Source organism: Paenibacillus sp. N3.4, from assembly GCF_008017805.1.
GTDB lineage: Bacteria > Bacillota > Bacilli > Paenibacillales > NBRC-103111 > Paenibacillus_E.
In genome coordinates this window covers 1-22,671 of record NZ_VRTT01000079.1, presented here as the reverse complement: position 1 = coordinate 22,671, position 22,671 = coordinate 1, and the positions used below count along the sequence as shown (strand labels likewise).

The window sequence follows — 22,671 nt, the reverse complement described above, 5'->3', positions numbered from 1 at the left end:
TATATTCCGTCTACTGTGTACGATACTACATAACAGCAGCTAGTTTTGCTACAAATTGTTCAAGGTAATGCTGGTCAATCTCGTCGAAGCGATTCTTAAGGGGACTATCAATGTCCAATACACCAATGAGCACCTCTCCTTGAAGAAGCGGCACGACAATCTCAGATTGTGAGGCAGCATCACAAGCGATATGACCGGGAAACTGGTGAACATCGGGAACGAGCACGGTCTCTTGTCTTTCAGCCGATGTCCCGCAAACCCCTTTACCCAGCGGAATGCGCACACAAGCGGGCAGACCTTGAAACGGTCCCAATACCAGTTCATTTTTTTCGTTCATCTCATCCAGCAAGTAAAATCCTACCCAATTAATATCTGTCAGAAACTGTCCCAGCAGCGCTGCGGCATTAGCTAGGTTCGCCACACGGTTCGGTTCATCATGTACTAGGGCTTCAACCTGCTGAATGAGCAAGGCATACTTATCTTCTCTTGTTCCCTCATAACTCAATTTCGAAAACATCTACCTTCAACTCACTTTCTCTGCGTGACTCCAGTGCCTATCTATCATACCAAAAGTTATTCTTCTCGCCAAAACTCACATGTTAGAAAGGAGTTGACAGTTACCTAATACTCTAGTAAATTAAATTATATAAAATTGATTTGTGCACAATATATTATGAGGTATATAAAGGAGAGAGATCATCATGGATAATTTGTATACAGCAGTAGCTACAGCAAACGGTGGAAGAAACGGGAAAGTAAGATCTAGTGACGGTGTTCTCGACCTTGATGTTAAAATGCCCAAAGAACTCGGAGGCGCAGGGGGTGCCGCGACAAATCCAGAGCAGTTGTTTGCAGCAGGTTACTCTGCATGCTTCGATAGCGCACTAAACCTTGTTATCCGTACCAAACGAGTTGAAGTCGAGAGCACATCGGTAACCGCGCATGTCAGTATCGGCAAAACAGATGATGGTGGCTTCGGCCTGGCTGTTCAACTTGATGTGACGATAAAAGGGGTGTCGCCAGAGATTGCTGAGGAATTGGCGCATGCCGCACATCAAGTGTGTCCTTATTCTAAAGCAACACGCGGCAACATTGAAGTCAATATTCATGTTGTAGAAAGTGCCGGCTTTTCTTTCTAAAAATCGAAAAAGGAGCATTCGGCAGACTGCTCCTTTTCTTTTCGTTTATTTCTGCCCGTAATAGGCATTCGCTCCATGCTTTCTGAGGAAATGACGATCGAGCAAAGCTTGGTCCATAGGCTCAATCGAAGGACTCAATTGGTAAGTATGATAGGCGATTTTCGCAACTTCTTCCAGGACGACTGCATGATGAACCGCGTTATGCGCATCCTTACCCCAACTGAAGGGCGCGTGGCAGTTAACTAAGACGCTAGGTACCATGGCCGGGTCTTTATCCACGAATGTTTCAATGATAACATTCCCTGTCTCTAGCTCGTATGCGCCCTTTATTTCGGCGTCCGTCATTAAACGGGTGCACGGTACTTCCGAATAGAAATAATCGGCATGTGTCGTTCCAAGTGCGGGAATCCCTTTTCCGGCTTGTGCCCAGCTGGTTGCCCAAGGAGAGTGCGTATGCACGATTCCACCGATTGAATTAAAAGCACGGTACAAAGCAAGATGCGTAGGCGTGTCCGATGATGGTTTTAGCTTGCCTTCCACCATATTGCCATCCAAATCAACAACGACAAGGTCTTCGAACCTCAGATTTTCATAAGGAACGCCACTTGGCTTAATAACAACAAGCCCTTGCTCCCGATCAATGCCGCTAACATTTCCCCATGTAAATGTGACGAGCCGATATTTCGGCAAGTCCAGATTTGCTTCCAATACCGCCTGTTTCAACGTATCCAACACCTGTAATCAACACCTTCCGATAAAATGTACGTATAATTTCTCATTATACACTTGTACGTACATGTTATCTAGATGGGTGGATTATAAAGTTTTATACGCCCAACTTGTACGTACACCTTCTTTGGTGAAAATCGCCCAAAGCGTAATAAACATACACAGAAAATCCCCATCATGCTTCCATAATGGGGGATTCCGTTTCCTATTTTATGAATAAATAAAAGAGAAAATCAGTGTCTTGCCGTCTGGCTCTAAGCGTGTCTCGACCGAGTAACTGCCGATTTGTTTCGTTGTTGTTTCCAGAACCTTTTTGGCAGCCGCACGCTCACAGGCATCTGTAAAGTGGCGATAGAAAATATCCGCGTCATAACCAAAAAGGAAGTCTGTAAACTTGCGAATACTCTCCTTATTTCTGGCCAATGTGCCTTCCTCAAGCCGCAACGTTACGCCATAGGTCGAGAACTGCGGATCTAACCATAACGAAGCTTCGTTGCTGTTACGCGCCTCTGCTGTTGCGCCGCTCATCGACTGACTTTTGGCCTCCGCATCTCGGAATAAACGCAGCGTGGTTTCTTCAAGGTCATAATTTGTGCCTCTTAGCTTGCCAGCTTCCTCCATTACAACATAGGCTTGAAGCATTCTCTGATCGGGAAAGATCAGCTTCTTGTAGCTGCCATCCTTCGTTGGCACCACTTTGATGAAAGCTTCGCTTCCTGTCGTTATTGGAATGCGCTTCGCCTTCGTCTGCAAACGCGTAATAATTTGCAGCGCTTCTGCGCGTGTTACATAACGTCCAACACCAAAGTAACCATTTGGGTAGCCTTCCATGATTCCCTTTGTCATCGCTTCACCGATAAACTTTTGCTGTCTGGGTGTTGCACTTTGCAGATCTCCGAATTGCGAAGCCGCTTTCAAACTATAGACTTCATCTTCCAAGTACTCGGTTTCCTTGAGCAGGTAGTACAATATTTCGGCGACATCTTCGCGTTTCAGCTTCGCCTTATAATCGCTGAACTGGCCTTTGCTAATGAAATGAAGATCACTGGCCAAATCCAGATATGGCTTAGCCCAATAGCCCACTATATTCGGTTTAAATGTGAAATCCCGAAAATCCTGCTGCAAAATACTTTGATTACTGGAACTAAGCGATTGAATAAAGCTCGACTTCCACTTACGTTCACCGTTTGGATACATATCTGTAAAAGCCAATACGACAATTTTCACGAATTGATCTGCCGTAACAGAATCATCAGGTCGGAAAGTCCCATCGGGGAAACCGTCGAGTAGTCCCTGCTGGACCATCTGACTGACGGTCTGCTCCGCCCAATGACCATGAATATCCGTTAGATTCGCCGCTTCGCTCTTTCCTTCTACAACACCTATAGTCATGAAGCAACATAAAGTTACTATAACCATCCATTTTTTCAACCTTCGCATCCACGACTCTCCGCCTCTAATTAATTTTGGCCCATAACGAGCTCCATCCTCTAGGATAAGCCTTCTTACAGCCTTTGAAAACAGGCTTAAAGTCTAGTAATACGACGGAATTCGCACTATCCTCATAGGACTATAGCCGCAGATCATCGCAATTAAAAAAGATAAGAAAAAAACCCTTAACTTCTACCTACGTAGAAGAAGGATCTTTGTTAGTTGGGCAGGATCGTTCATTAACCGATATGTATCCCTTTGCCTACTGCTTTGACGGAGTTGTAATAACGTAGCCAATCGGTTATGTATAGCATTTTAGTCAGGAAATCAGGAACATTGCCTTGGAGAGCGGCGTACTTCTCAAGCTGCAGCAGTTGATGAATTTCCCAACTCTTCATGTATAACGTCTTGATAAAGGCTTCCTCGGTCTGTGGTTTATGGAGATCGGTTCCTCGTGAAAGCTCTACTTCTTCAAGGATGGCTCCACGATAATAGGGATAAACGTTCGTTTGCAGACCCATATCTTTGTAAACAAGACCGGTATATTCGAAAGGCAGCCAGATCAAATTGGTCTTCTTATCATTTAGTTTAACTGTATAGACCAATCCCAAGTTCAAAGCAACAGGCTGCGGGTAATTATTAATTTGCCCCGAACGAAAATGATCCCCTACATGCTCAACGAAATTCATCGTGCTCTTCCCTTCCTTAGGACCTGATTTACAACGATGCAGGTTCCTTCTTTCATATTGCGTGTTAAGGTCTTCAATTGTCAAGACATCCCTGTCAGACACCCGCAACTGCCGCATATAATTAACTAATTTTTTATTAACATGTAAAATATAACAATCGATCTATTACGTTTCCAATCGAAAAACCGGATCCATCATAACGAGTAGGATGTCAGCTTATCCGGATTGCGCATACAAAATAATTTAAGCACACGACCATCTGCTTCTAATTCGTACGTAAATACCGTTGTTATTTTATTGTTTTCGCTGATCAATACACCTGGCAGACCATTCAAATTTACCATCTTATAGTGTGCATTCTCCATCCGCTTAGCCCGAATCCCCAGTAAGAACATCATCACACGTTCGCGGCCAATAATCGGATTCCGTGCAGCTAATGCTTTGCCGCCACCATCTGAATACATCACAACGTCCTCCGTTAAGGAACGAATTAACCCTTCAATATTTCCTGTACTGGAGGCAATTAGAAATTGTTGTGCCAAATCGGCTGCGTGTTCATCTGGATGGACAGCAGGTGCGTGATTCTCCTTGAGCTTACGCTTGAGTCGACTGAAAATTTGTCGGCAATTGGCCTCCGACTTTCCAAGCATATCACCGATCTCGCTATAATCGTAGTCAAAAGCTTCCCGTAAGATAAACACCGCACGCTCAATGGGCGTTAATTTTTCCAAGTACACCATGAACGCATATGAAAATGTTTCATCTTTCTCTATCGCATGCAGGGGATCATCCTCACTTATTTGTAAAGGTTCAGGCAGCCAGTCGCCCACATACAACTCTCGGCGTTTGCGTGCTGATTTGGCGTAATCCATACAGCGATTAGTGACCATTTTGCATAAATAAGCCTTCATATGTAGAACCTGATTTTCCTCAATCTTCTCAGCTTGCATAAAGGTGTCTTGCACCATGTCTTCGGCATCCGCCACCGAACCCAGCATCCGATAAGCGATAGAGAAGAGGAGGGGGCGATAGGTGATGTAGAGATCTGTCAGGTCCACAGGCGATTCATTCCTTCCTCATGGTGGTTAATTGTAGTTACCCTGTCTTACTTCTCATAACCAATATAGACGAATTTATACAACCTTTCTGTGACATTTCAAAAATTTTTTTTAATAACATGAACTTTTCTGAACTTCTAGCGTCTAAGATTGTGAGGTGAGAGTATGGAGACGACCGGTGTTCATGTATTTGAATATCTGAAATATGTATCTGAAACAACGGATCAGAAAGTGATCCTGCGCAATTTAATGGAAGCCTACGGAAACGATGTATGGAATTATGCATTTAGTATTTGCCGGAACATGGATCTCGCTGACGATATTACACAAGATGCATTTTTGAAAGTTTATCGCAATCTGACAACATTCCGCGGCGAAGCTTCTGTCAAAACTTGGCTGCTTACGATTACACGCAATACGACTTATGACTACTTACGCAAAGCATTTTGGCGCAAAGTTACGCTTGTCGGCTTTATCCAATCAGCAGGCACAACGCCTTCTGCGGAAACCGAAGCCATGGAGAAGCTGTACGCCAGCGATATATGGAAAAAAGTCATTTCCTTACCTGCTAAGTACAGGGAAATCCTCATTTTACAGGCCCATTATCAAATGACAACCAAAGAAATGGCTGCCATTCTTAAGATCTCGGAGGGAACCGTTAAATCCCGGCTTCACCACGCCAGACTCAAGGTGATCAGTATGAAGGAGCGTGAAGCGCTTGAACACTCCTGATCCGGATGAACTACATAAAGAATTGGAATCAGGACCGCTCCAGCGACCCGGCTTTACATCCAGACTTCAGCGTGACATCGAACAAGCGATTGATCGTAAGGATCACACGAAATCAAGGGTGAGACCTTTGCTTTGCTTTGTCGGCATTGGTGCGATTGTAGCAGCCGTTTGGATTTTCCCCTGGCATACGATCCATACGAAAAGTGATGCTGTATCTGCGGCTGAGACTTCGATGGCTATGGCCGCCGAACCTACTGTCTCGTCCCCGATTCCAATTAATACCGCTTTGCTCATCGGTCTACGAACTGAGCATGAAGATAGTGAAAGCATTAAGCTAAGTAGTGTTCCATTAAGTTACAATACGTACCGTACCATGCTCATTGCACCGGTCCGCGGAAAACTGCAGAAGACGTCTGAGGGAAGCGGCATTCTAATGCCTTATAAGCAAAATTTTTGGAAAATTGACTCCCTCGTCTATCAAACAAAAAGGACCAGTTCCGTTATTTATCTGCGCATTTAGCGGATCAACCTGCGAAGCCGGAAGTGTTCCCTGACCAAGCAAATGAACAACATTTGAACCACGTTGAGACCCTTTTATTCGCAGGCAACCAATACTTATCTATTAAAGAGTCCGAAGAAACCGTGCGTGGGAATGTCGCTTCGCAATCCAATCGCATCTGGGTGCGGACCTTGCCGCAATTAAAGGAAGGTCACACGATGCAATTTTTTAACAAACCGGTGGACAAGAATCACGTGTCCCTTACCGATCTATACGGCACGACCATCAACAGCGTACTTACGAGTGTTGCCACCAAGGCGAATCTAACATTCGGAGAGATTAGCGGTCAAAGCTGGACCATTCAGCGAGAGCCGGGACGCTGGGTCGGCAAGGTCGCTGAGACGCCACGAGCAGAAACTAAAAGCGCTGATCGCTATGTCCTGCATGACTTTCCACGCGAGCTGCCGGATAAAGTCGTCAATCATGACGATATTTGCTGTACGTGGAGCGGTATCAAGGCCTCATGGCCCATGGCAACCGATGCGCTGACTTCACCGCTGAATGATATGATCGTCATCTTTGAGGACAGTAAGCTCAAGTTCTACCCTTTTGGGCAAGCACCTAATAATGCTCCGCAGTTAACGCTTGATTTGCAGCCTGGCGAACAGCTTGTTATGGCACAGTGGGCGACTGACCACTATGTGCAGGAATGGATTGATAAAGTCGGCCTCTATTTGTCGGACGACTCCATGGCCTACAATCATTAAAATAACCTCCAAATTCCATCATTCCGTTGGATTTGGAGGTTTTTCTTATGTATGATCTATATGTGATAAGTATCGATGAACATCTGAGCAAATACAGGATCCCATTGGGTCCCTTTTCCCTCTTCCAGAATGGCCAAAGCCTTTTCCATGGCCATCCCCTCCCGGTAGGGACGATCGGAGGTCATGGCGTCGAAGGCATCGGCTACCGCGATAATACGGCCGAATTGCGGGATATCCTGACCTTTTAAGCCGTCCGGATAGCCTCTTCCATCATAACGTTCATGATGCGAACGCACACCCGGGAGCAGCGGAGCCATCGCCTCTGAGGGCTCTATCTGCTTGAGTATGCTTTCTCCAAGTACAGGATGCAGCTTGATTTGCTCAAATTCCTCATCCATGAGCTTTCCATCCTTCAAAAGCACATCGTCCCTCACGCCGATTTTACCGATATCATGCAGTAATGCGGTCTTATTCAGCAAATCAAGCTCCTGCTCATTGAGCTGAACGGCTCGTCCAATAATTAGTGAGTACTTAGCCACACGCGTTGAGTGTCCTGCTGTATAAGCATCTCTGGCATCTAGAGCTGCTGCCAAGGTAGAATAATAGCTTTGCAGCAGTTGATTTTTCATGCTCTCGCGGGCCTCAAGCCCCTTCACCATGTGATTAAAGCCAGCGACAAGTCGCGAAAATTCATCTGAATACAAATCGGATGCTCGAACCTGCAGATCGCCCTCCTGCACTTCTTTCATTGCCTTATATAAATCGCTTATCAGTTGTTGAATATCTTTTGTTAGCAAACGCGCCCCTAAGGAAGAAAACCCGATTCCCAGCAGCAAAATAATGCCGGCCCATTTCCAATAGTCGGATGTTAAGTTGGACCCGTCTGTAAGCAGTCGAATTTGCGTCACCACACTGAAAAGAAACAATGGCATCGTGCCGATCAGGAACGCACTGAGTTGAAACTTGCGCTGAATCGATACAATAACGCGTCCATCCAAAGAAACGTCTTCCCCATAGAGACGCTGCCCCACCTAACGAATATGTACGAGAACCGGACGAATAGCCTGGGCCGTCGTGAAAAATTCCAGTAAAGCATGCATGCTTGCCACAAGTACAGCACAAATCGCTGCAAGCCCAACATAGAATGCGGGAATCGACAGCCAGCCTTTTCCAACAGCAAAGAGCGACAACCGCGTATAAAACTGGTAACATGAATACTAACCAGGGAACAACGGATTTTACCAATGAATCGAATCCTTCTTTCTCTTATTGCGTATAATCATTTAACATTACTTATCCATGTCCATTATCATTGAAGGAGTAGATGAACTTATGTTTAAAAAGAAATGTACGTGGTGGATCTCTGCCGCAACGATTGTTATCATGGTCGTTTTGACTGGGTGTCAAGCTGTTCAAGGATTAGACATTACGCAAGCCATCAAAAATGACTGGGCCGTGAAGTCTGCGGAATCTCAAGGTACGCTGCAATTCGAACTTGTACCCGGTGACACTTCAAAGCTTTCTGCTGATGAGAAGCAGACGCTGCTTGCCCTACAAAATGTGAAAGTTGCCATAACCAATGCTAAGATTCAGGATGCACAGCACCTATCGGCTGATGGTTCGATTACATACGGCAAAGGCACCATCCCCTTCAAACTCGCATCGGAAGGCACCAAGCTTATTTTGAGTATTGAAGGAGCGAAGAAGCCCCTTGTCTTCGACCTTTTCGACAGCACGAATATGTCGGTCACGAAGCTATTGCCCGATGCGATACAAAGTCAGCTTGGTCCTAAATTAATGGAGACGAAATCAGCAATTATCGGACTTATCTTGGGCAACTTGCCTAATCCCGCGAGCCTTTCTGTCACGTCTGTGTCAGACAAGGTGAATGGCGAGACGCTTGCTCTTCAACAAGCGCATATCGAGATGAATGGAAGCGAGCTGGCCTCCCTTCTGAAAAAGCTGTTAGCGAATGTGTTAGCTGATGAAGCTGGACTGAAAGAACTTATTAATCAATTGTATGAGGCACTGTCACCGGTTATTGAGGAGCAGATCAAGGGCGGTTCCACTGACTTTACGCTGCGATTACTGAGCAATAAGCAGCTAGCTGTAGGACTCGTTTATCCTTCTATTCATGATTTTCTGGAGAATATGTCTGCTTCTTTAGACACCGTAATCAAGGGTGACTCATCTGCTGACCCAACCCTGTTCCCTGCTCAGGATCTTTGGAACAGTGATACCTCCTTGAAAGCAAATCTCTATATCGATGCAGATAAACAAATTCGCAAACAAACAGTGGAATTGAATGTGCCTCTCCGCCATACAACGTCTGGTGCATCCGCATTGAAAATATCTTATATGAGTGAATCCTGGCATATTAACAAACTGGTTACAGCAGCTGCCATTGATACTTCAAGTGGTGTGGTAAATGTAGGAACAGACGCTTCTTCCACCTATTCCCTGCTGAACCAATTAGATAAGCAGTCTCTTTTCTACAAGCTCCTTAAAGAAGATTTGAAAGTGACGAAGAAGGAAATTCATTTAAAATTAAAGAATAGTGCCCAAGGGGCCACTTCCGATACGCCGGAACCTTTTATCAACGCTGATAACATCACAGTTGTACCAGTCAGATTTATCTCTGAAAAGCTTGGCGCAGAGGTAGGCTGGAATGGGGCTCTCCAGCAAGTCACGATTAAAGACGCAGCAACAGGAGCGACCATCATCCTGACGCTGGACAGCAAAGTGGCTATGGTCAACGGCAGCCCCATCCAGTTGGAAAGTCCAGCTGCACTTTATAACGGTTCAACCTTTGTTCCTATTCGTTTCATCACTGAGCAATTGGGCGGAGAAGTTTCCTTCGATGACTTGACTCGTGTAGTAACGATCAAACGCAATTAGAAACTTATTTAACGCTATTAGGCGATAGCCTATACCTTTTGCAAGCGGCTGAATAGGCTAGTGGTGAGACTAGGCGAATTGCCTGCTGCATCACGCAGCCGCACGAAAAAGGAGCGAATACATGTACACGAATCCGTCACAGCACCAAGGTCAACAGGGGCAACCGATCCATCATGGCCAGCATGTTCCGTATGGTCACCAGCAAGGGCATCATGTCATTTATCAAGCTGATGGCTCTTGGCAGCCTCTGTTGAAACAACAAAGAGATCACATATGGGGAACGCTGCACCCTCACATCGGTCATACGATCCGCGTTACAAACATCGATGGACACACGCATGAGGGCGTGCTTGCTCATGTTGACGGACAGCATGCTTACTTACATGTGAACCCGCATGGCCATTACTACCCAGGTCATCCTCAGCAAGGTCAGCACAGAGCGCTCTTTTCCCAGGCCGCTTCTAACCAAATTCTGACGCTTGTGCTTTACGAACTTCTTGTCATTACGCTGCTGTATCTATGATAGAGCTCGCCTTCTTCAGTCTTCGGATTGACGAGGAGCGAGCTTTTTTTCTATTTCCATCGCTTGCAAATTTTTACTGATTTCCGCATCATTTCTTCAATGCGTGCGTATAATCTATCAGCGTCATTTTATATGATCTATTAAACCTAAGGAGTAGATTCGAATATGCAGAGAAAGAGATTCACATGGTGGCTTGCCACCGCACTCGTCATTATGCTTTTCGCGTTAACAGGTTGTCAGGTTATTCAAGGACTAGATGTAAGCCAAGCTCTTCAAAATAGTTCCGCCCTCACATCCGCAGAGTCCAGAAGCTCTCTCCAAATGGATATTATTGCAGGAGATACCTCACATTTATCGGCTGACGAAAAGTTAATGATTCAAATGTTGAACCATATTACATTGGATCTCAATAACGCCAAAATGCAAGATAAGCAGCATGTGTCTGTAGACGGTGCACTGACATACAGCAAAGGATCTATTCCTTTCAAGCTCGTTGTAGACGGAAACAAAATCATTATACATATCGATGGGGCCAAAAAACCGCTCGTCTTTGACCCTTTGGCACTGCAATCCGGGTCCTCCGCAGCTGCTTTATCGGAAGATATTCAGAAACAGCTCTTTCAAAAAGGAACAGAGTTACAGCCCGCACTCCTTAAATTTTTCATAACGAACGCTCCGAATCCGGCGCATTTCTCTGTATCCTCCGTATCGGAGCAAGTGTACAATGAAACGCTATCCTTGCAAAAAGCCCACTTAGAAATAAACGGAAGTGAATTCGTTGATCTTTTGAAAGCCTTTCTGACTAACATCGTAGCTGATGAAAAGGGAATGAAAGAATTGATCGGTCAATTCTATGATGTGTTGATTCCCGTCATCAAAGAGCAAATGAAAGCCTCTGCGTTCAACAGCGAGATGAATTCTGTTATGCCTGATTTGATGTCGGCTTACCTAAATAATAAAACGTTAGCAGTGGAGTTTGTTTATACAACCTTGCATGAATTTCTAGCCAAGGCCCTTCTGGATTGGGATAAAAATATGAAGGATACGTTTGCCTCTCCAACCGATGCCCAAGCGAAAGCCTTGCTCAGCGAGCAAACGACGCTCCAAACGGATCTCTTCATTGACTCCGACAAACAGATTCGTAAGGTGCGTACGGAGTTGTCGATCCCGATTACGAATGTTAGCTCCGGCGTGAAAGCACTCAAATTCACTTATAACAATGAAGTGTGGAACATTAATAAACCTGTTAAGGCGGATCGCATCGATGTTTCCGGCGGCGTTTTCAACATAGATCCAACAACAATCACGAGCAGTTCCATCCTAAGTAACTTCAACAAAGACTCCAGGTTCTATAAAACGCTACGAGAAGATTTGAAAGTTACCAAAAAAGAAATTCACCTTATCGTTGACAACACGGACGATGACCCCTATTTGGAATACTACTTCGGTGCAAGTCATCCTTATATCAATGAGGATAAAATAACGATGCTGCCCGTCCGCTTCATCTCTGAGAAGCTAGGAGCAGAAATTAAATGGGACGAGAAATCAAAGCAAATTACAGTCAAAGATGGGGTCACCGATACCATCATCTCATTGGCCGTAAACAGCAAAACAGCAACGGTAAACGGTTCTCCTGTCCAACTGGACAGCGCTCCTATTATTAAGCAAGGTTCAACGTTTGTACCGCTTCGCTTTATAGCTGAGACATTAGGCTGCAAGGTTAGCTTCGACGACGATAGCAGCAGTGTAACCATTACAAGAGACTAACCATGCAACGAACTTCTTTACCATTCCATAAAGCTTGATTAAGCCAAAAGCTCGCCCTCACTGTCCCAAAGGACCTATGAGGGGCGAGCTTTTCCCCTTACTTTATGTCTTTACTCGTTCGTTTTTCAGGGCAGCATCATTCCTAAAAATGAATTTTGCATAAAAGTGGAATAAGCTCCCCCAAAATTGGATATATTATCAAAGCTGCGTTAACAAGCTATCGAGATCAAATTGCAACAACAGCTGTTACCCGCAGGCACAAATTATGGTTGGAGGTTTTTTTATACATGGAAACAGGAACAGTGAAATGGTTTAATGCGGAAAAAGGTTTTGGGTTTATTGAAATTGAAGGCGGTAAAGATGTATTCGTCCACTTCAGTGCCATTACCGGCGAAGGATACAAGAGCTTGGATGAAGGTGAACGCGTGCAATTTGAAGTTGTTCAAGGCAACCGCGGACCACAAGCTGAACAAGTAGTTAAGCTGTAGTCCTTCTTCACATATGCGTTAGCTGCTTGCGAGTCTGAGTCTACTATGACAAGGAGGCGTTCGATTGTATTTTTCAAAGAAATCATTGGAACCTGTCCCCGAAGAACAAACCAGCATATGGACATGCAGCACAGAGCAGTGCTCTTGCTGGATGAGAGATAACTTCTCTTTTGATGAAAGTCCGGTATGCCCGATTTGTCAATCATCTATGGTTAAGGACTTAAAGATGCTCCCCACGTTGTCGAACACCAGCAGCAGACGATAATCCCAAGAAAAGAGACCCGCGAAGGGTCTCTTTTTTGCGTTTCGTTATAGAATCGTACGTTGGAACTCCTCGCCACTGTAATCTTTGGCCTCATTCGAAGGGGTAGCCAGAACGAGGATTTTGCCTCTATTCAGCTCGCTCTCCAACCGGCCAGCTTCTACCTCAGGAACGCCCAGAGCCCTCATTTTGGCCCGCAGTTCATCCCCGCGAGAACGGAACAGATTAGCTACCGCTGTAATCACACCTTCTTCAGCCATAGTAATTTGCTCTGCACCCGTGTAGTTAGCTACGAAATCTGTACCTTCAGCACTATGAGTCAGGACATAAATATGGTCTCGTGCGAAGCCTTCTCTGTACAATTGCTGTACCTTATCCTGCGCCTCCTGAATATTCGATGTTACACTCACTCTTGTATAAGTACTCATGGTAATTCCTCCTCTTTCGAATGGGTTATGGGTTGTTACAATGACTTTAACCTCCCCTTACAAGCTTCTTCGTCTGCCGAAGATCAGGGAGACAACGAACATAATCAGGAACACGAAGAACAAGACTTTGGCAATCCCGACAGCTGCGGATACAATTCCGAAAAATCCGAAGACGCCGGCAACAAGTGCAATGATCAGAAACATAATCGCCCAACCTAACATGTACAACACCCTTTCTTCACTTTCGTTTTAGTTGTTTCTGCTATGTCATCTATTAACCACTTCGCCTAGTAATGAAACATGCTTTAGCCAATTATGCTGTGAGCTGCCATTCTTATTGGGCGCGATTTGGCTTTCCTGACGAGCTTTGCTGTTCGATTCTTTCCAGTCGTTGATCCAACCGTTCAAGCAAAATCTTAATCTCTATATTCTCTTGTTCCGCGCGGAAATTAATCGCAAAATCGAGAATAGCTTCTTGCTTATCTCGGGCCGCTTGACGATTCTGACTCATCAGAATCACTGGTGCTTGAAAGGCCGCTATGCAGGACAAGATTAAATTAAGAAGAATAAATGGTGGTTCATCAAAAGCAAAGCTCGTTAAATTGAAAAGCATCCAGGCTCCCAAAAAAATGGCGAAAGATAAAATAAAAGTCCAACTTCCGCCTAACCTAGCAATGGAATCGGCCAAACGATCTGCCCAAGATGTTTTCTTTTCTTCCTGTTCAATCAGATGCGCTTTAATGTGTCCTTTGTACTCGTTGACCATCGCAGTGACCCTCGCTAAGACTTCATTATCCAATCTGCTATTCGGAATATTTTCTAATTCCTCCACGAGTTTCTCCGGTGTGCACTCGCCAGTCGGCACCTGATCTTTCATTTTCCTATCCATATATTTCCCTTCCTTCTGCGTCAAAGATAGAATCTACTCTTAACTTAACCGTTCCGCTGTGCGGCTGAAACAATTTCATCCGTACAACAAAAAACCGCTTATCAGCGATGAGAGAAGGGCCTCATCTGCCTGTTAAGCGGTTCATTTACCTTTTTCTATATATACGATCGTTCGGAACAAACTCTTCGTAATACACCCCATCAGGCACGAATATAATCGATTCCTTCTTGCCTAGGCCGAGAAAGCCACCTGACATCAAGCTATTATGAAATAAGCTGTGTATCTGCTGCTGAAGCTCATTATCAAAATAAATCATCACATTGCGGCACAAAATCACATGAAATTCATTGAAGGACCCGTCTGTTACCAAGTTATGCTGGGCAAACATCATATTATCCTTCATCAAGGGCTGAAAATAAGCATACTGATGGTCCGTTGTATAGTATTCGGAGAACGCTTTGATCCCGCCGGAATCCAAGTAATTCTTCGTAAAGGCTTGCATCTGCTTAAGCGGAAAAGCCCCCTTCTGGGCGGCCTCAATCGCCTTCTCGTTCATATCGGTTGCATATATCTTCGTCCGGTCAGCCAGTCCCTCTTCCTGCATCAGGATGGCCATCGAATAGGCCTCTTCCCCGGTGGCACACCCCGCATGCCAGATGCGAATCTCCGGATACTGCTTAAGCTCAGGAACCACTTGTTGGCGAAAAGCTTTAAAGAAGCTTGGATCTCTGAACATCTCCGTCACCCGAATCGACATGTCATTAAGCAATCGCTCCAAAGTGCCGGGTTCGTGCAGCACCTTTTCCAGTAATGCGGTAATCGTGGGAAGCCTCTCCGCTTTTATGCGATTGAGAATTCGTCTGCGCAGCGAGGATCGTACATAATGGCGAAAATCGAAACCATACCATTGATACAAGCCCTCTAAAAGCAAGTTTACTTCAATATTTTGCAGTTCATCATAAGGGAGCTCTTCCAACTCCGCATATTCATCTAAGGATGGGTTATTGTTCAATGCTTCACCTGCTTCGTTAACCATACTCGCATTAGCGAGAATAGTTGGTCCATATTCAACGGTTTCGTAATATAATCGGAAGCACCGGCTTCCAAGCATTTCTCCTTCTCACTCTTCATTGCTTTCGCTGTGAGAGCAATAATCGGCAAATCATCGAATTTATTATTGTGGCGAATAGCTTTCATAGCCTCATACCCACCCATAACAGGCATCATAATATCCATTAAGACGAGATCATAGCTGGATTCTCCATATAAGAATTCCAAAGCATGCTTGCCGTGATCAGCAACCTCGACGATCACTCCCTTCATCTCGAGGGCAGTAACAAGCGCATACACATTACGCGCATCGTCATCGACCAACAGTATCCTCTTGCCGGAAAACAGCTCGGCATCGGGGCTCATCGGCGGTGCGCTGATCGGAGATTCAATCACTGGCTTTTGTTCAATTGTAGAAGCAGCTTCTTCGGCATATGCCGTATCTTCCTCAGCTGCTGCAATTTCGTCCTCTAACATACCTGCATGATGGTTTATAGGCTCCATATCAAGCATACTTGGGATATATAAAGTAAAGGTGCTGCCTTTATTAACCTCACTTTTGACTACAATAGATCCACCTAACAAGCGAGTAAATTCTCTACAAATAGATAGACCAAGACCCGTTCCGCCATATTGTCGGTTTGTTGTGCCATCTACCTGTTGAAACGCTTCAAAAATAATTTGCTGCTTATCGATCGGAATTCCGATACCCGTATCCGTGATGGAGAAGGCTAGTACCGTATCATTCGCATCTCTTTTCAATAGCTCTTTGACCCGAGTTGGCTCGGCTAACGCGATTTTCATCGTTACAGAACCCTGTTCTGTAAATTTAAAAGCATTCGACAATAAGTTTTTTAAGATTTGTTGCAAACGCTGGCCATCTGTTACTATCACGTTCGGGATATCTGGGTCCATATGAACTTCGAAATTTAACTGTTTTTTCTCAGCTACGGGAACGAACATTACTTTCATTAATTGCGGGATTTCGGTCACATTGACCTCATCCGTCATAATTTCAATTTTTCCTGCTTCCACTTTGGATAAATCCAATATGTCGTCAATCAGTGTCAACAAATCATTGCCCGCGGCATACATGACACGCGAATAATCCACGACCTCCGTCATTTGCATCTCGCTGCCATTTTCTGAAAGCATCTGCGATAAAATCATAATACTGTTTAACGGCGTCCTCAACTCATGAGACATATTGGCCAAGAAATCTGACTTGTACTGCGAACTCGTTTGCAATTTATGTGAGAAATCTTCCAATTCATCTTTAGCTTTTTTTAATTCTGTCGCTTTTTGTTCAGCAAAATGGTTTTGCTCCTCCAGAAACTCATTCGTAATCCGCAACTGCTCTTGCTGCATCTGGAGTTCTTCCGACTGGGCTTGCAGTTCTTCTGATTGCGTCTGCAGCTCCTCCGTCAGCATCTGGGACTCAGCAAGTAAACGTTCAACTTCCATTCGACCTAACACATTCACTATCGCTGTTCCGAATTTTTCTTGCAGTATATCCACTAAGCTAAGATGCTGAGCATTGAATGCGTGCAAAGATGCAAATTCAACAACAGCTTCTGTTTTGCCATCCACAACAATAGGGGCAACTAATAAACTCCGTGGTATAGAATCTCCTAAACCTGATGTTACCTTGATATGATTGTCCGGTAAATTATCCATCAGGAAAATCCGTTTATCTACCGCGCATTGTCCCACTAAACCTTCACCCAATTGAAAGCTAGCAGCCGAAGTATCTTGACCAGCAACCGCATAACCTGCTATTTTCACATATCGGATCTGGCCTTCTATGTTTCGTCTAAGATACACGACGCCATAGGCCGCCTTTAGCAGTGGAGCCAGCTTGGCCACGAAGGATTGCGCCAAAACAGTAACATCATTAATCCCTTGATACATCGTGGAAACATCGGTAATATTTTTTTGAATCCAGCTTTGCTTCTCTAAGTTTGTAAGCAAGCTGTTCGTCGCTTCAGCGAGTTCCCCGATCTCATCCTTAGAGCCTACCTGAATGCGAGTAGCCAGATCCCCTCCAGAATCAGCGATATCCTTAATCGTTCTTATGACTTTTCGAATCGTACTGACGATAGAATTAGATAAGAACAAGGCTACCAATATGGCAAAAAACGAGACCAAACCAAGAACCGTAAACAGAACGGCTTTTAAATTACTGTTGCTTTCAGCTAATTTAATCGTGCGATCAGCCGTTAAACGCTTTTCTGCGAGAAGGAAAGAATCGAACTGTGTACGCAGCTGATCCATAATTTGCTTCCCTGTATTTTGTTTAAAGTAATCCGATAACGCTTGTTCATTACGATCTTTTTTATTCTTTATGTTATATTCGCCTGCGTTTTTAATCCATGTTTGAATGGTTGGCTTCATTTGCTCCAGGCTTTTTTGTTGACTGGTATTGTCACCTACAAGCTGGTGAAGTTTATTGTAGTTATCAAGCCAGCTCCGATTACTGGAATTGTAAGGCTCCAAGTACTGCTCGTCGCCCGTAATCACAAAACCACGCATGCTCGTTTCCATATCAAGCATATTTTTTTGCAGCAGATTTAGCAGATCATGAACCTCAATGTCATGGGAGGAAACAAAATCGACTTCCTTCTGAAGCGAGGTAATCCGATCACTGACCATAAGGAGGGATATCCCTAAACATATAATGATGAAGATGTTTCCGGAAATAATTTTGGCACGTATATTAAAGTTAAAAGAGTTCAACATAGCTGCCTCCCAGTACAGGTTCCTAGAGAATGTTATGTAAACACTCTACTATTCACTATACCATATTTCAGCAGCTAGAAAAGACAGTCTTTGTATGCTCATTTTATAATTTTTCAAGAATAAGATCCAACTCAGGATCCGATTCCGGATAGGCAAGATTCATCTTTTCCAAAGCTTCAACAGCAATTTGAAGAACAGCCCAATCCCGGTACCAGCGATGATTAGCAGGCACGACATGCCAAGGCGCACTTGCTGAACTGCACTGCTTAAAAATATCTTCATAGGCGGACTGGTACTTATTCCATGATTCGCGTTCCACCAGATCACTTTTATCGAATTTCCACCGTTTGGTCGGATCTGTCAGTCTATTTTTCAATTTAGCTAATTGAAAGTCTTTCGAAATATGCAAGAAAATCTTCACGATTTTCACACCACTGCTCTCCAAAAGCTTTTCAAAGCGGTTGATATGTTTGAACCTTTGTTTCGCTTCCTCTTCATTAATCCATTTATGTATGCGTGTGATCAGGACATCCTCATAATACGAGCGGATGAACGCAGCAATCATCCCTTTGGCAGGCACAGCCTTGTGTGCGCGCCATATGAAATCATGAGCAGCTTCTTCTTCTGTCGGCGTGCTGAAGCCAACCGCCTTAAAACCCTGTGGATGTAAGCCCCCGAGAGCATGTTTGACGACACCATCCTTGCCGCTGCAATCCATCCCCTGAATAACGAACAGCACAGACTGCTTCTTCTCCGCGAACAACATATTTTGCAACGCTTCCAGCCTTTCTTGCAGACGCTGAATATCGTTCTCGACCTGTTCCCGATCGTAGACAGCCCCAGTGTCATTAGGGTCGATCTGATCTAATCGCGTTTTTTTTCCATGTTCCAGTAAAAAGTGTTTGCCAAACATCCTATGAGCCTCCTTTTACATGTGTTGAGACATAACGCCTTTCAACTTATCAATAGCCCGCTTTTGAATACGAGAAACACTCATTTGCGACACCCCTAATAAATCAGCAATTTGACGCTGTGAGAGACCTTCGTTAAAAATGAGTTCAATGACCTTTTTTTCTTCTTTTTTCAAACAGACCATCGCTTCCTCCAGATCCATACGCCTCTCTAAAGTTTGATAATCGTCAGAAGGACCTGCGATCATATCACCAATTGTCGCGCTGTCACCTTCACTCGCAAGCGGTGTATCTAAGGACGTATAATTATAATAATCCCGTCCTGCGAGAATTTCTATCGTTTCTTCCTGTGAGAGCTCCAAATATGCAGAAATTTCCTCAATATTCGGTGAACGTTCCAATTTAACGGTTAGTTCATCGACCGCACGCTGCACAAGGGAGCCCTTCTCCTTAATCCGTCTTGGAACTTGGATGTACCAAGACTTGTCGCGCAGATAATTTTTCAGATGACCGATCAGGCTTTTCATCGCATAAGCCTCAAATGGAATTTCCATCGTGCTGTCATATTGCGTAAATAACCGGAGCATCGACATTTGACCCACTTGAAAAAGATCTTCATACAAATCAGGACGGCTTCGCGACATCTTACCCACCGCCATACGAACTATGGGTTCGTAATGCAGCAGTAGTATCGTGGCCGTCTCTTTACAAGCTGTCTCTCGATAAATCTTCATTTTGGCGTACATTTCGTATAGAGGCTTAGAGGATGATGCGTTAGCATTCATACCATTTCCTCTTTTCTGCTTAGCTGCGCAGTCATCTGCTTCGTCAGAATAACCTCTGTTCCCCGTCCTAAGTTAGTCACGACTTGCACATCATCCATTAAAGCTTGCATCAAAAAGAGGCCGAGGCCGCCTACTGTAGCTTCCGTGAGCGATTTATGGTGAAGCGCAGCAAATTCAGGATCGGTTTGGACATAATTAAAGCTATTCCCTTCATCCTTCACATATATGCGCAAGTAGCCCTCACTAGGCTCGAATTGAACCTCTACGACTCCTGTTTGCTCTTGATTATATGCATGGAGAATTGCATTATTGCAGGCTTCTGCAACAGCCACCTTCATATCCTCGATATCCTCGAATGAGAAGCCGGCTTTCGTGGCAACTCCATATAAAGTCAGGCGGACAATATCGAGATATTCGGCTCTTGCTGGTATGGTTAGGCCAATGTATGGGCTCATATGATTTCTTCTTTCCTTTCTGTAACACCCTTATTCTGATTGTTGGCCAAATAACGCGAAATACCGGTTAAATCGAACAATCGTTGTATTTTGGCGGGAACGTGGTGAATATGGAAGTCTGCATGCATCACAGATCTCACTTTAAGGACAGAAACGAACATGCCAATCCCCGTGCTATCCATATAACGCAATTCTTTTAAATCTAAGGTTAGACTTTTATCCTTCTGATGAACGACTTGATCCAGTACAGCCGCTAGTTCAGGCGCAGCGGACAAGTCCAGCTCACCGCTTAAGTAAATGATATTTTCATGCCCGTTGGATTGTTTATATACGTTGAATTTTCGTATTGCGTTCACAAGATGACCCCTTTCTATTTCAAAACTCTCGAATGCGGTGATTTTTTAGCTTTTATTTTTTGCCACATATCTAAGGAGATTGCAACTCCATTCAAAATGGTGTTCCACTTGCTGCTAAGCTGCGCCTCTTCCTTATGAATACTTGTTTGCTTCACAGCAGCAATGAAACCAGTGGCTGTTTGCTTGACGGATGTTGTTAATTCATGAATGACTTGACCTACATCATTCACCGAGCTGAAAAGATGATTAAGCTTGGATAACTTGGCGCGTACATCAATTGCCATCTCATTGGTGTTCAGAATAACATCTTGTACTTCAGAACTGATCTGCGTCACTTCGTTCTTCATTTGCCCCATAGTAGACGTTATCTCATCTAATGATAATTTCAATGATTTTAAAGTTTGAATCAGATAAAAGACGAGGAATACGAAAGCAACCGCAGCGATGACTGCGCTAATTTGTACCAACATTTCAATCACCCCTAATTCGTTAATTAGGTATTGTTACCCTCATAATCCGTTTCTGAATCAACCTCTGATCAAATATTTCCCCTCGTAAACCTGTTTCAAACCACACGGGCAGGGGTACTTATAACTATATCCAATATTACCAATTAAATGGAGGCTGCGCATATGGCTAAAGTAGCGACGAAAACAAATCAAATTACGGAAATTCTGAACAAGCAGGTAGCAAATTTCTCAATTCTCTATATGAAACTGCATAATTACCATTGGTATGTAAAAGGTGAGAATTTCTTTACTTTGCATATTAAATTCGAAGAGTTGTATACGGAAGCCGGTTTACACCTGGATGTCCTTGCCGAGAGAATGTTATCTCTTCGTGCGGTTCCAACCGCAACGCTGAAAGAACATTTAGCCATTTCCTCTATTGAGGAAGCTAAAAATAGCGAGAACGCAGAACAAATGGTGAGACAGATCGTTAGCGACTTTTCCACCCTCTGCTCGGAATTAACGGAAGGGATTGAACTTGCTGAAGAACATAAAGATCAACCGACTGCTGATATGCTTATTGCAGTCCGCTCCTCCCTTGAGAAGCACAACTGGATGCTTGATTCCTACCTGGGCAAATAAAATAGATAGAAAAAAACCACGGAATGCCCATTATTCCGTGGTTTTGGCTTGCATATATTTAACGAGCGTAACTTCAGTTCCATTCTGGGTGACAACCTTAACCTCATCCATCAAAGCTTGCATCAGATAAATGCCCAGACCTCCAGTCTTAAGCTCACTAGCCGTTGTCCCTGACAAGGGTCCGGCTTGCTCGCTGACTTCCTTGTAACTGAAGCCTTCTCCACTGTCTTTCACTTTCACAATCAGCCTATCCTCTTCAGCCTCGTAGCTAATCTGAATCTGTCCGCCTCCACTTTCCGGTTCCCCATGCAGCACGGCATTATTACAAGCTTCAGAAACCGCTACTTTCATATCTTCAATATCCTCATAGGAGAACCCTAGCTTGCTGGCCACACCATAGAGATTAAGTCTGACAATGTCCAAGTATTCTGCAGCAGCTGGTATTTGTAAGCGAACTACGTTCATGCGCTACCTTCGATCCCTTCATTTAGAAATCCGGAGATTCCCGTAAGATCAAAAAGTTTTTTTATACCTCTAGGAATATTACGAACAATGAGAGGAGCCTTCAGCTCGTCGCGAATTTTCACAACTGAAACTACAATACCAATACCCGTACTATCAATATAAGTTAATCGCCCTACATCGAGGACCAGTTCCTTATCTTCACGATGTACGACGGCTTCCAGCGCATAGCGAAATGTTAAGGCCGCGGCCAAATCAAGCTCCCCACTGATATGAAGCTGTATAGATTTCTCCGATTCTTCCTGATCAACATGGAATTTATCTGCTGACATTAGCCACACTCCCTTACATGATTGTTCTTCTAAATAGTAACAATCCCCACCCATTAATACAAGCTCTAGCCTATAGGGGGAAATTCCTTGTGTAATCGGGTAGGAGGCTACTCATTAGTTGAGTAGCCGACCTCCCACACCACCGTACGTACCGTTCGGTATACGGCGGTTCCTTAGTTTACACAGTGACT

The 22,671-nt window shown here is 44.3% G+C and carries 27 protein-coding genes and 1 pseudogene; 10 read left to right on the top strand and 18 right to left on the bottom strand.

Features of this window, described 5'->3' with window-relative positions; translation table 11 throughout:
- Window positions 1-25: 25 nt before the first annotated feature.
- Window positions 26-517, bottom strand: a complete 492-nt coding sequence (locus FU659_RS28410) for a GAF domain-containing protein (protein WP_147950656.1) — start codon at window positions 515-517, stop codon at window positions 26-28.
- A 184-nt stretch (window positions 518-701) separates the two neighbouring features.
- Here FU659_RS28410 and FU659_RS28405 point away from each other — a divergent pair, with 184 nt between their 5' ends.
- Window positions 702-1,139 carry an organic hydroperoxide resistance protein gene (locus tag FU659_RS28405; protein WP_147950655.1) on the top strand — a complete coding sequence of 146 codons (438 nt, stop codon included), beginning with the start codon at window positions 702-704 and terminating at the stop codon, window positions 1,137-1,139.
- A 45-nt stretch (window positions 1,140-1,184) separates the two neighbouring features.
- Here FU659_RS28405 and araD read toward each other — a convergent pair whose 3' ends face one another.
- The 4 genes from araD to FU659_RS28385 all read right to left on the bottom strand — a co-directional run bounded on the left by araD (window position 1,185) and on the right by FU659_RS28385 (window position 5,046).
- The gene (gene araD, locus FU659_RS28400; RefSeq protein ID WP_147950654.1) at window positions 1,185-1,874 is read right to left on the bottom strand and encodes an L-ribulose-5-phosphate 4-epimerase; all 690 of its coding nucleotides are present in this window, start codon (window positions 1,872-1,874) and stop codon (window positions 1,185-1,187) included.
- 204 nt (window positions 1,875-2,078) lie between these two features.
- Entirely contained in the window at window positions 2,079-3,260 is a 1,182-nt protein-coding gene (locus FU659_RS28395; RefSeq protein WP_187274453.1) for an S-layer homology domain-containing protein, read from the bottom strand.
- Window positions 3,261-3,538: 278 nt separating this feature from the next.
- Complete coding sequence (locus tag FU659_RS28390; RefSeq protein WP_147950652.1) at window positions 3,539-3,988, bottom strand: hypothetical protein; 450 nt, start codon at window positions 3,986-3,988, stop codon at window positions 3,539-3,541.
- Between the two features lie 194 nt (window positions 3,989-4,182).
- A complete protein-coding gene (locus tag FU659_RS28385; protein ID WP_147950651.1) occupies window positions 4,183-5,046 on the bottom strand; it encodes an RNA polymerase sigma-70 factor in 864 nt (287 codons plus the stop codon).
- Window positions 5,047-5,211: 165 nt separating this feature from the next.
- On the opposite strand from FU659_RS28385, the gene FU659_RS28380 reads away from it, so the two are divergent.
- From FU659_RS28380 to FU659_RS28370, 3 genes are read left to right on the top strand one after another with little or no spacing between them, the layout of a single operon-like run.
- Entirely contained in the window at window positions 5,212-5,778 is a 567-nt protein-coding gene (locus FU659_RS28380; protein WP_147950650.1) for an RNA polymerase sigma factor, read from the top strand.
- On the top strand, window positions 5,765-6,298 hold the full coding sequence (locus tag FU659_RS28375) for a hypothetical protein (RefSeq protein WP_147950649.1): 534 nt from the start codon (window positions 5,765-5,767) through the stop codon (window positions 6,296-6,298). Before FU659_RS28380 ends, FU659_RS28375 begins: the two co-directional genes overlap by 14 nt.
- Window positions 6,299-6,351: 53 nt before the next feature.
- A complete protein-coding gene (locus tag FU659_RS28370) occupies window positions 6,352-7,044 on the top strand; it encodes a hypothetical protein (RefSeq protein ID WP_147950648.1) in 693 nt (230 codons plus the stop codon).
- Between the two features lie 56 nt (window positions 7,045-7,100).
- Here FU659_RS28370 and FU659_RS28365 read toward each other — a convergent pair.
- Window positions 7,101-8,234 (bottom strand): annotated as a pseudogene (locus FU659_RS28365) (HD-GYP domain-containing protein); the annotation flags it as partial.
- Between the two features lie 142 nt (window positions 8,235-8,376).
- Between FU659_RS28365 and FU659_RS28360 the strand changes: the two are divergent.
- From FU659_RS28360 to FU659_RS28340, 5 genes are all read left to right on the top strand, one after another.
- Complete coding sequence (locus FU659_RS28360; protein WP_187274452.1) at window positions 8,377-9,942, top strand: copper amine oxidase N-terminal domain-containing protein; 1,566 nt, start codon at window positions 8,377-8,379, stop codon at window positions 9,940-9,942.
- Window positions 9,943-10,063: 121 nt separating this feature from the next.
- Entirely contained in the window at window positions 10,064-10,465 is a 402-nt protein-coding gene (locus FU659_RS28355; protein WP_147950646.1) for a hypothetical protein, read from the top strand.
- 165 nt (window positions 10,466-10,630) lie between these two features.
- Entirely contained in the window at window positions 10,631-12,232 is a 1,602-nt protein-coding gene (locus FU659_RS28350) for a copper amine oxidase N-terminal domain-containing protein (protein ID WP_147950645.1), read from the top strand.
- Window positions 12,233-12,519: 287 nt separating this feature from the next.
- A complete protein-coding gene (locus FU659_RS28345) occupies window positions 12,520-12,720 on the top strand; it encodes a cold-shock protein (protein WP_147950644.1) in 201 nt (66 codons plus the stop codon).
- A gap of 64 nt (window positions 12,721-12,784) precedes the next feature.
- Window positions 12,785-12,985, top strand: a complete 201-nt coding sequence (locus FU659_RS28340) for a cold-shock protein (protein WP_147950643.1) — start codon at window positions 12,785-12,787, stop codon at window positions 12,983-12,985.
- 44 nt (window positions 12,986-13,029) lie between these two features.
- On the opposite strand, the gene FU659_RS28335 is transcribed toward FU659_RS28340, so the two are convergent.
- The 10 genes from FU659_RS28335 to FU659_RS28290 all read right to left on the bottom strand — a co-directional run bounded on the left by FU659_RS28335 (window position 13,030) and on the right by FU659_RS28290 (window position 21,065).
- Window positions 13,030-13,410 carry a YflT domain-containing protein gene (locus FU659_RS28335; RefSeq protein WP_147950642.1) on the bottom strand — a complete coding sequence of 127 codons (381 nt, stop codon included), beginning with the start codon at window positions 13,408-13,410 and terminating at the stop codon, window positions 13,030-13,032.
- 57 nt (window positions 13,411-13,467) lie between these two features.
- Window positions 13,468-13,632, bottom strand: coding sequence for a DUF1328 domain-containing protein (locus FU659_RS28330; protein ID WP_147950641.1), 165 nt, complete (start codon window positions 13,630-13,632; stop codon window positions 13,468-13,470).
- Between the two features lie 112 nt (window positions 13,633-13,744).
- Complete coding sequence (locus tag FU659_RS28325; protein ID WP_222708657.1) at window positions 13,745-14,299, bottom strand: DUF1003 domain-containing protein; 555 nt, start codon at window positions 14,297-14,299, stop codon at window positions 13,745-13,747.
- A 145-nt stretch (window positions 14,300-14,444) separates the two neighbouring features.
- Window positions 14,445-15,335, bottom strand: a complete 891-nt coding sequence (locus FU659_RS28320) for a CheR family methyltransferase (protein WP_147950640.1) — start codon at window positions 15,333-15,335, stop codon at window positions 14,445-14,447.
- Complete coding sequence (locus FU659_RS28315) at window positions 15,308-18,088, bottom strand: CHASE3 domain-containing protein (protein ID WP_147950639.1); 2,781 nt, start codon at window positions 18,086-18,088, stop codon at window positions 15,308-15,310. Before FU659_RS28315 ends, FU659_RS28320 begins: the two co-directional genes overlap by 28 nt.
- A gap of 103 nt (window positions 18,089-18,191) precedes the next feature.
- Window positions 18,192-19,001: a PPK2 family polyphosphate kinase gene (locus FU659_RS28310; protein WP_147950638.1), complete on the bottom strand. Its 810-nt coding sequence runs from the start codon at window positions 18,999-19,001 to the stop codon at window positions 18,192-18,194.
- Window positions 19,002-19,016: 15 nt separating this feature from the next.
- Window positions 19,017-19,784 (bottom strand): sigma-70 family RNA polymerase sigma factor, encoded by a 768-nt coding sequence (locus FU659_RS28305; protein ID WP_147950637.1) that lies wholly within the window; start codon window positions 19,782-19,784, stop codon window positions 19,017-19,019.
- Window positions 19,781-20,239, bottom strand: a complete 459-nt coding sequence (rsbW, locus tag FU659_RS28300) for an anti-sigma B factor RsbW (RefSeq protein WP_147950636.1) — start codon at window positions 20,237-20,239, stop codon at window positions 19,781-19,783. The genes FU659_RS28305 and rsbW (FU659_RS28300) overlap by 4 nt, the downstream gene beginning before the upstream one ends.
- Window positions 20,236-20,595, bottom strand: a complete 360-nt coding sequence (locus FU659_RS28295) for an STAS domain-containing protein (protein ID WP_147950635.1) — start codon at window positions 20,593-20,595, stop codon at window positions 20,236-20,238. Before FU659_RS28295 ends, rsbW (FU659_RS28300) begins: the two co-directional genes overlap by 4 nt.
- Before the next feature lie 14 nt (window positions 20,596-20,609).
- Entirely contained in the window at window positions 20,610-21,065 is a 456-nt protein-coding gene (locus FU659_RS28290; RefSeq protein ID WP_147950634.1) for a DUF948 domain-containing protein, read from the bottom strand.
- A 162-nt stretch (window positions 21,066-21,227) separates the two neighbouring features.
- Between FU659_RS28290 and FU659_RS28285 the strand changes: the two genes are divergently transcribed.
- Complete coding sequence (locus FU659_RS28285) at window positions 21,228-21,686, top strand: Dps family protein (protein WP_261808110.1); 459 nt, start codon at window positions 21,228-21,230, stop codon at window positions 21,684-21,686.
- A 30-nt stretch (window positions 21,687-21,716) separates the two neighbouring features.
- Here the strand turns inward: FU659_RS28285 and rsbW (FU659_RS28280) are convergent, their stop codons facing one another.
- Window positions 21,717-22,151, bottom strand: a complete 435-nt coding sequence (gene rsbW, locus FU659_RS28280; protein WP_147950632.1) for an anti-sigma B factor RsbW — start codon at window positions 22,149-22,151, stop codon at window positions 21,717-21,719.
- Window positions 22,148-22,480, bottom strand: a complete 333-nt coding sequence (locus FU659_RS28275) for an STAS domain-containing protein (RefSeq protein ID WP_147950631.1) — start codon at window positions 22,478-22,480, stop codon at window positions 22,148-22,150. Before FU659_RS28275 ends, rsbW (FU659_RS28280) begins: the two co-directional genes overlap by 4 nt.
- Between the last annotated feature and the right edge of the window lie 191 nt (window positions 22,481-22,671).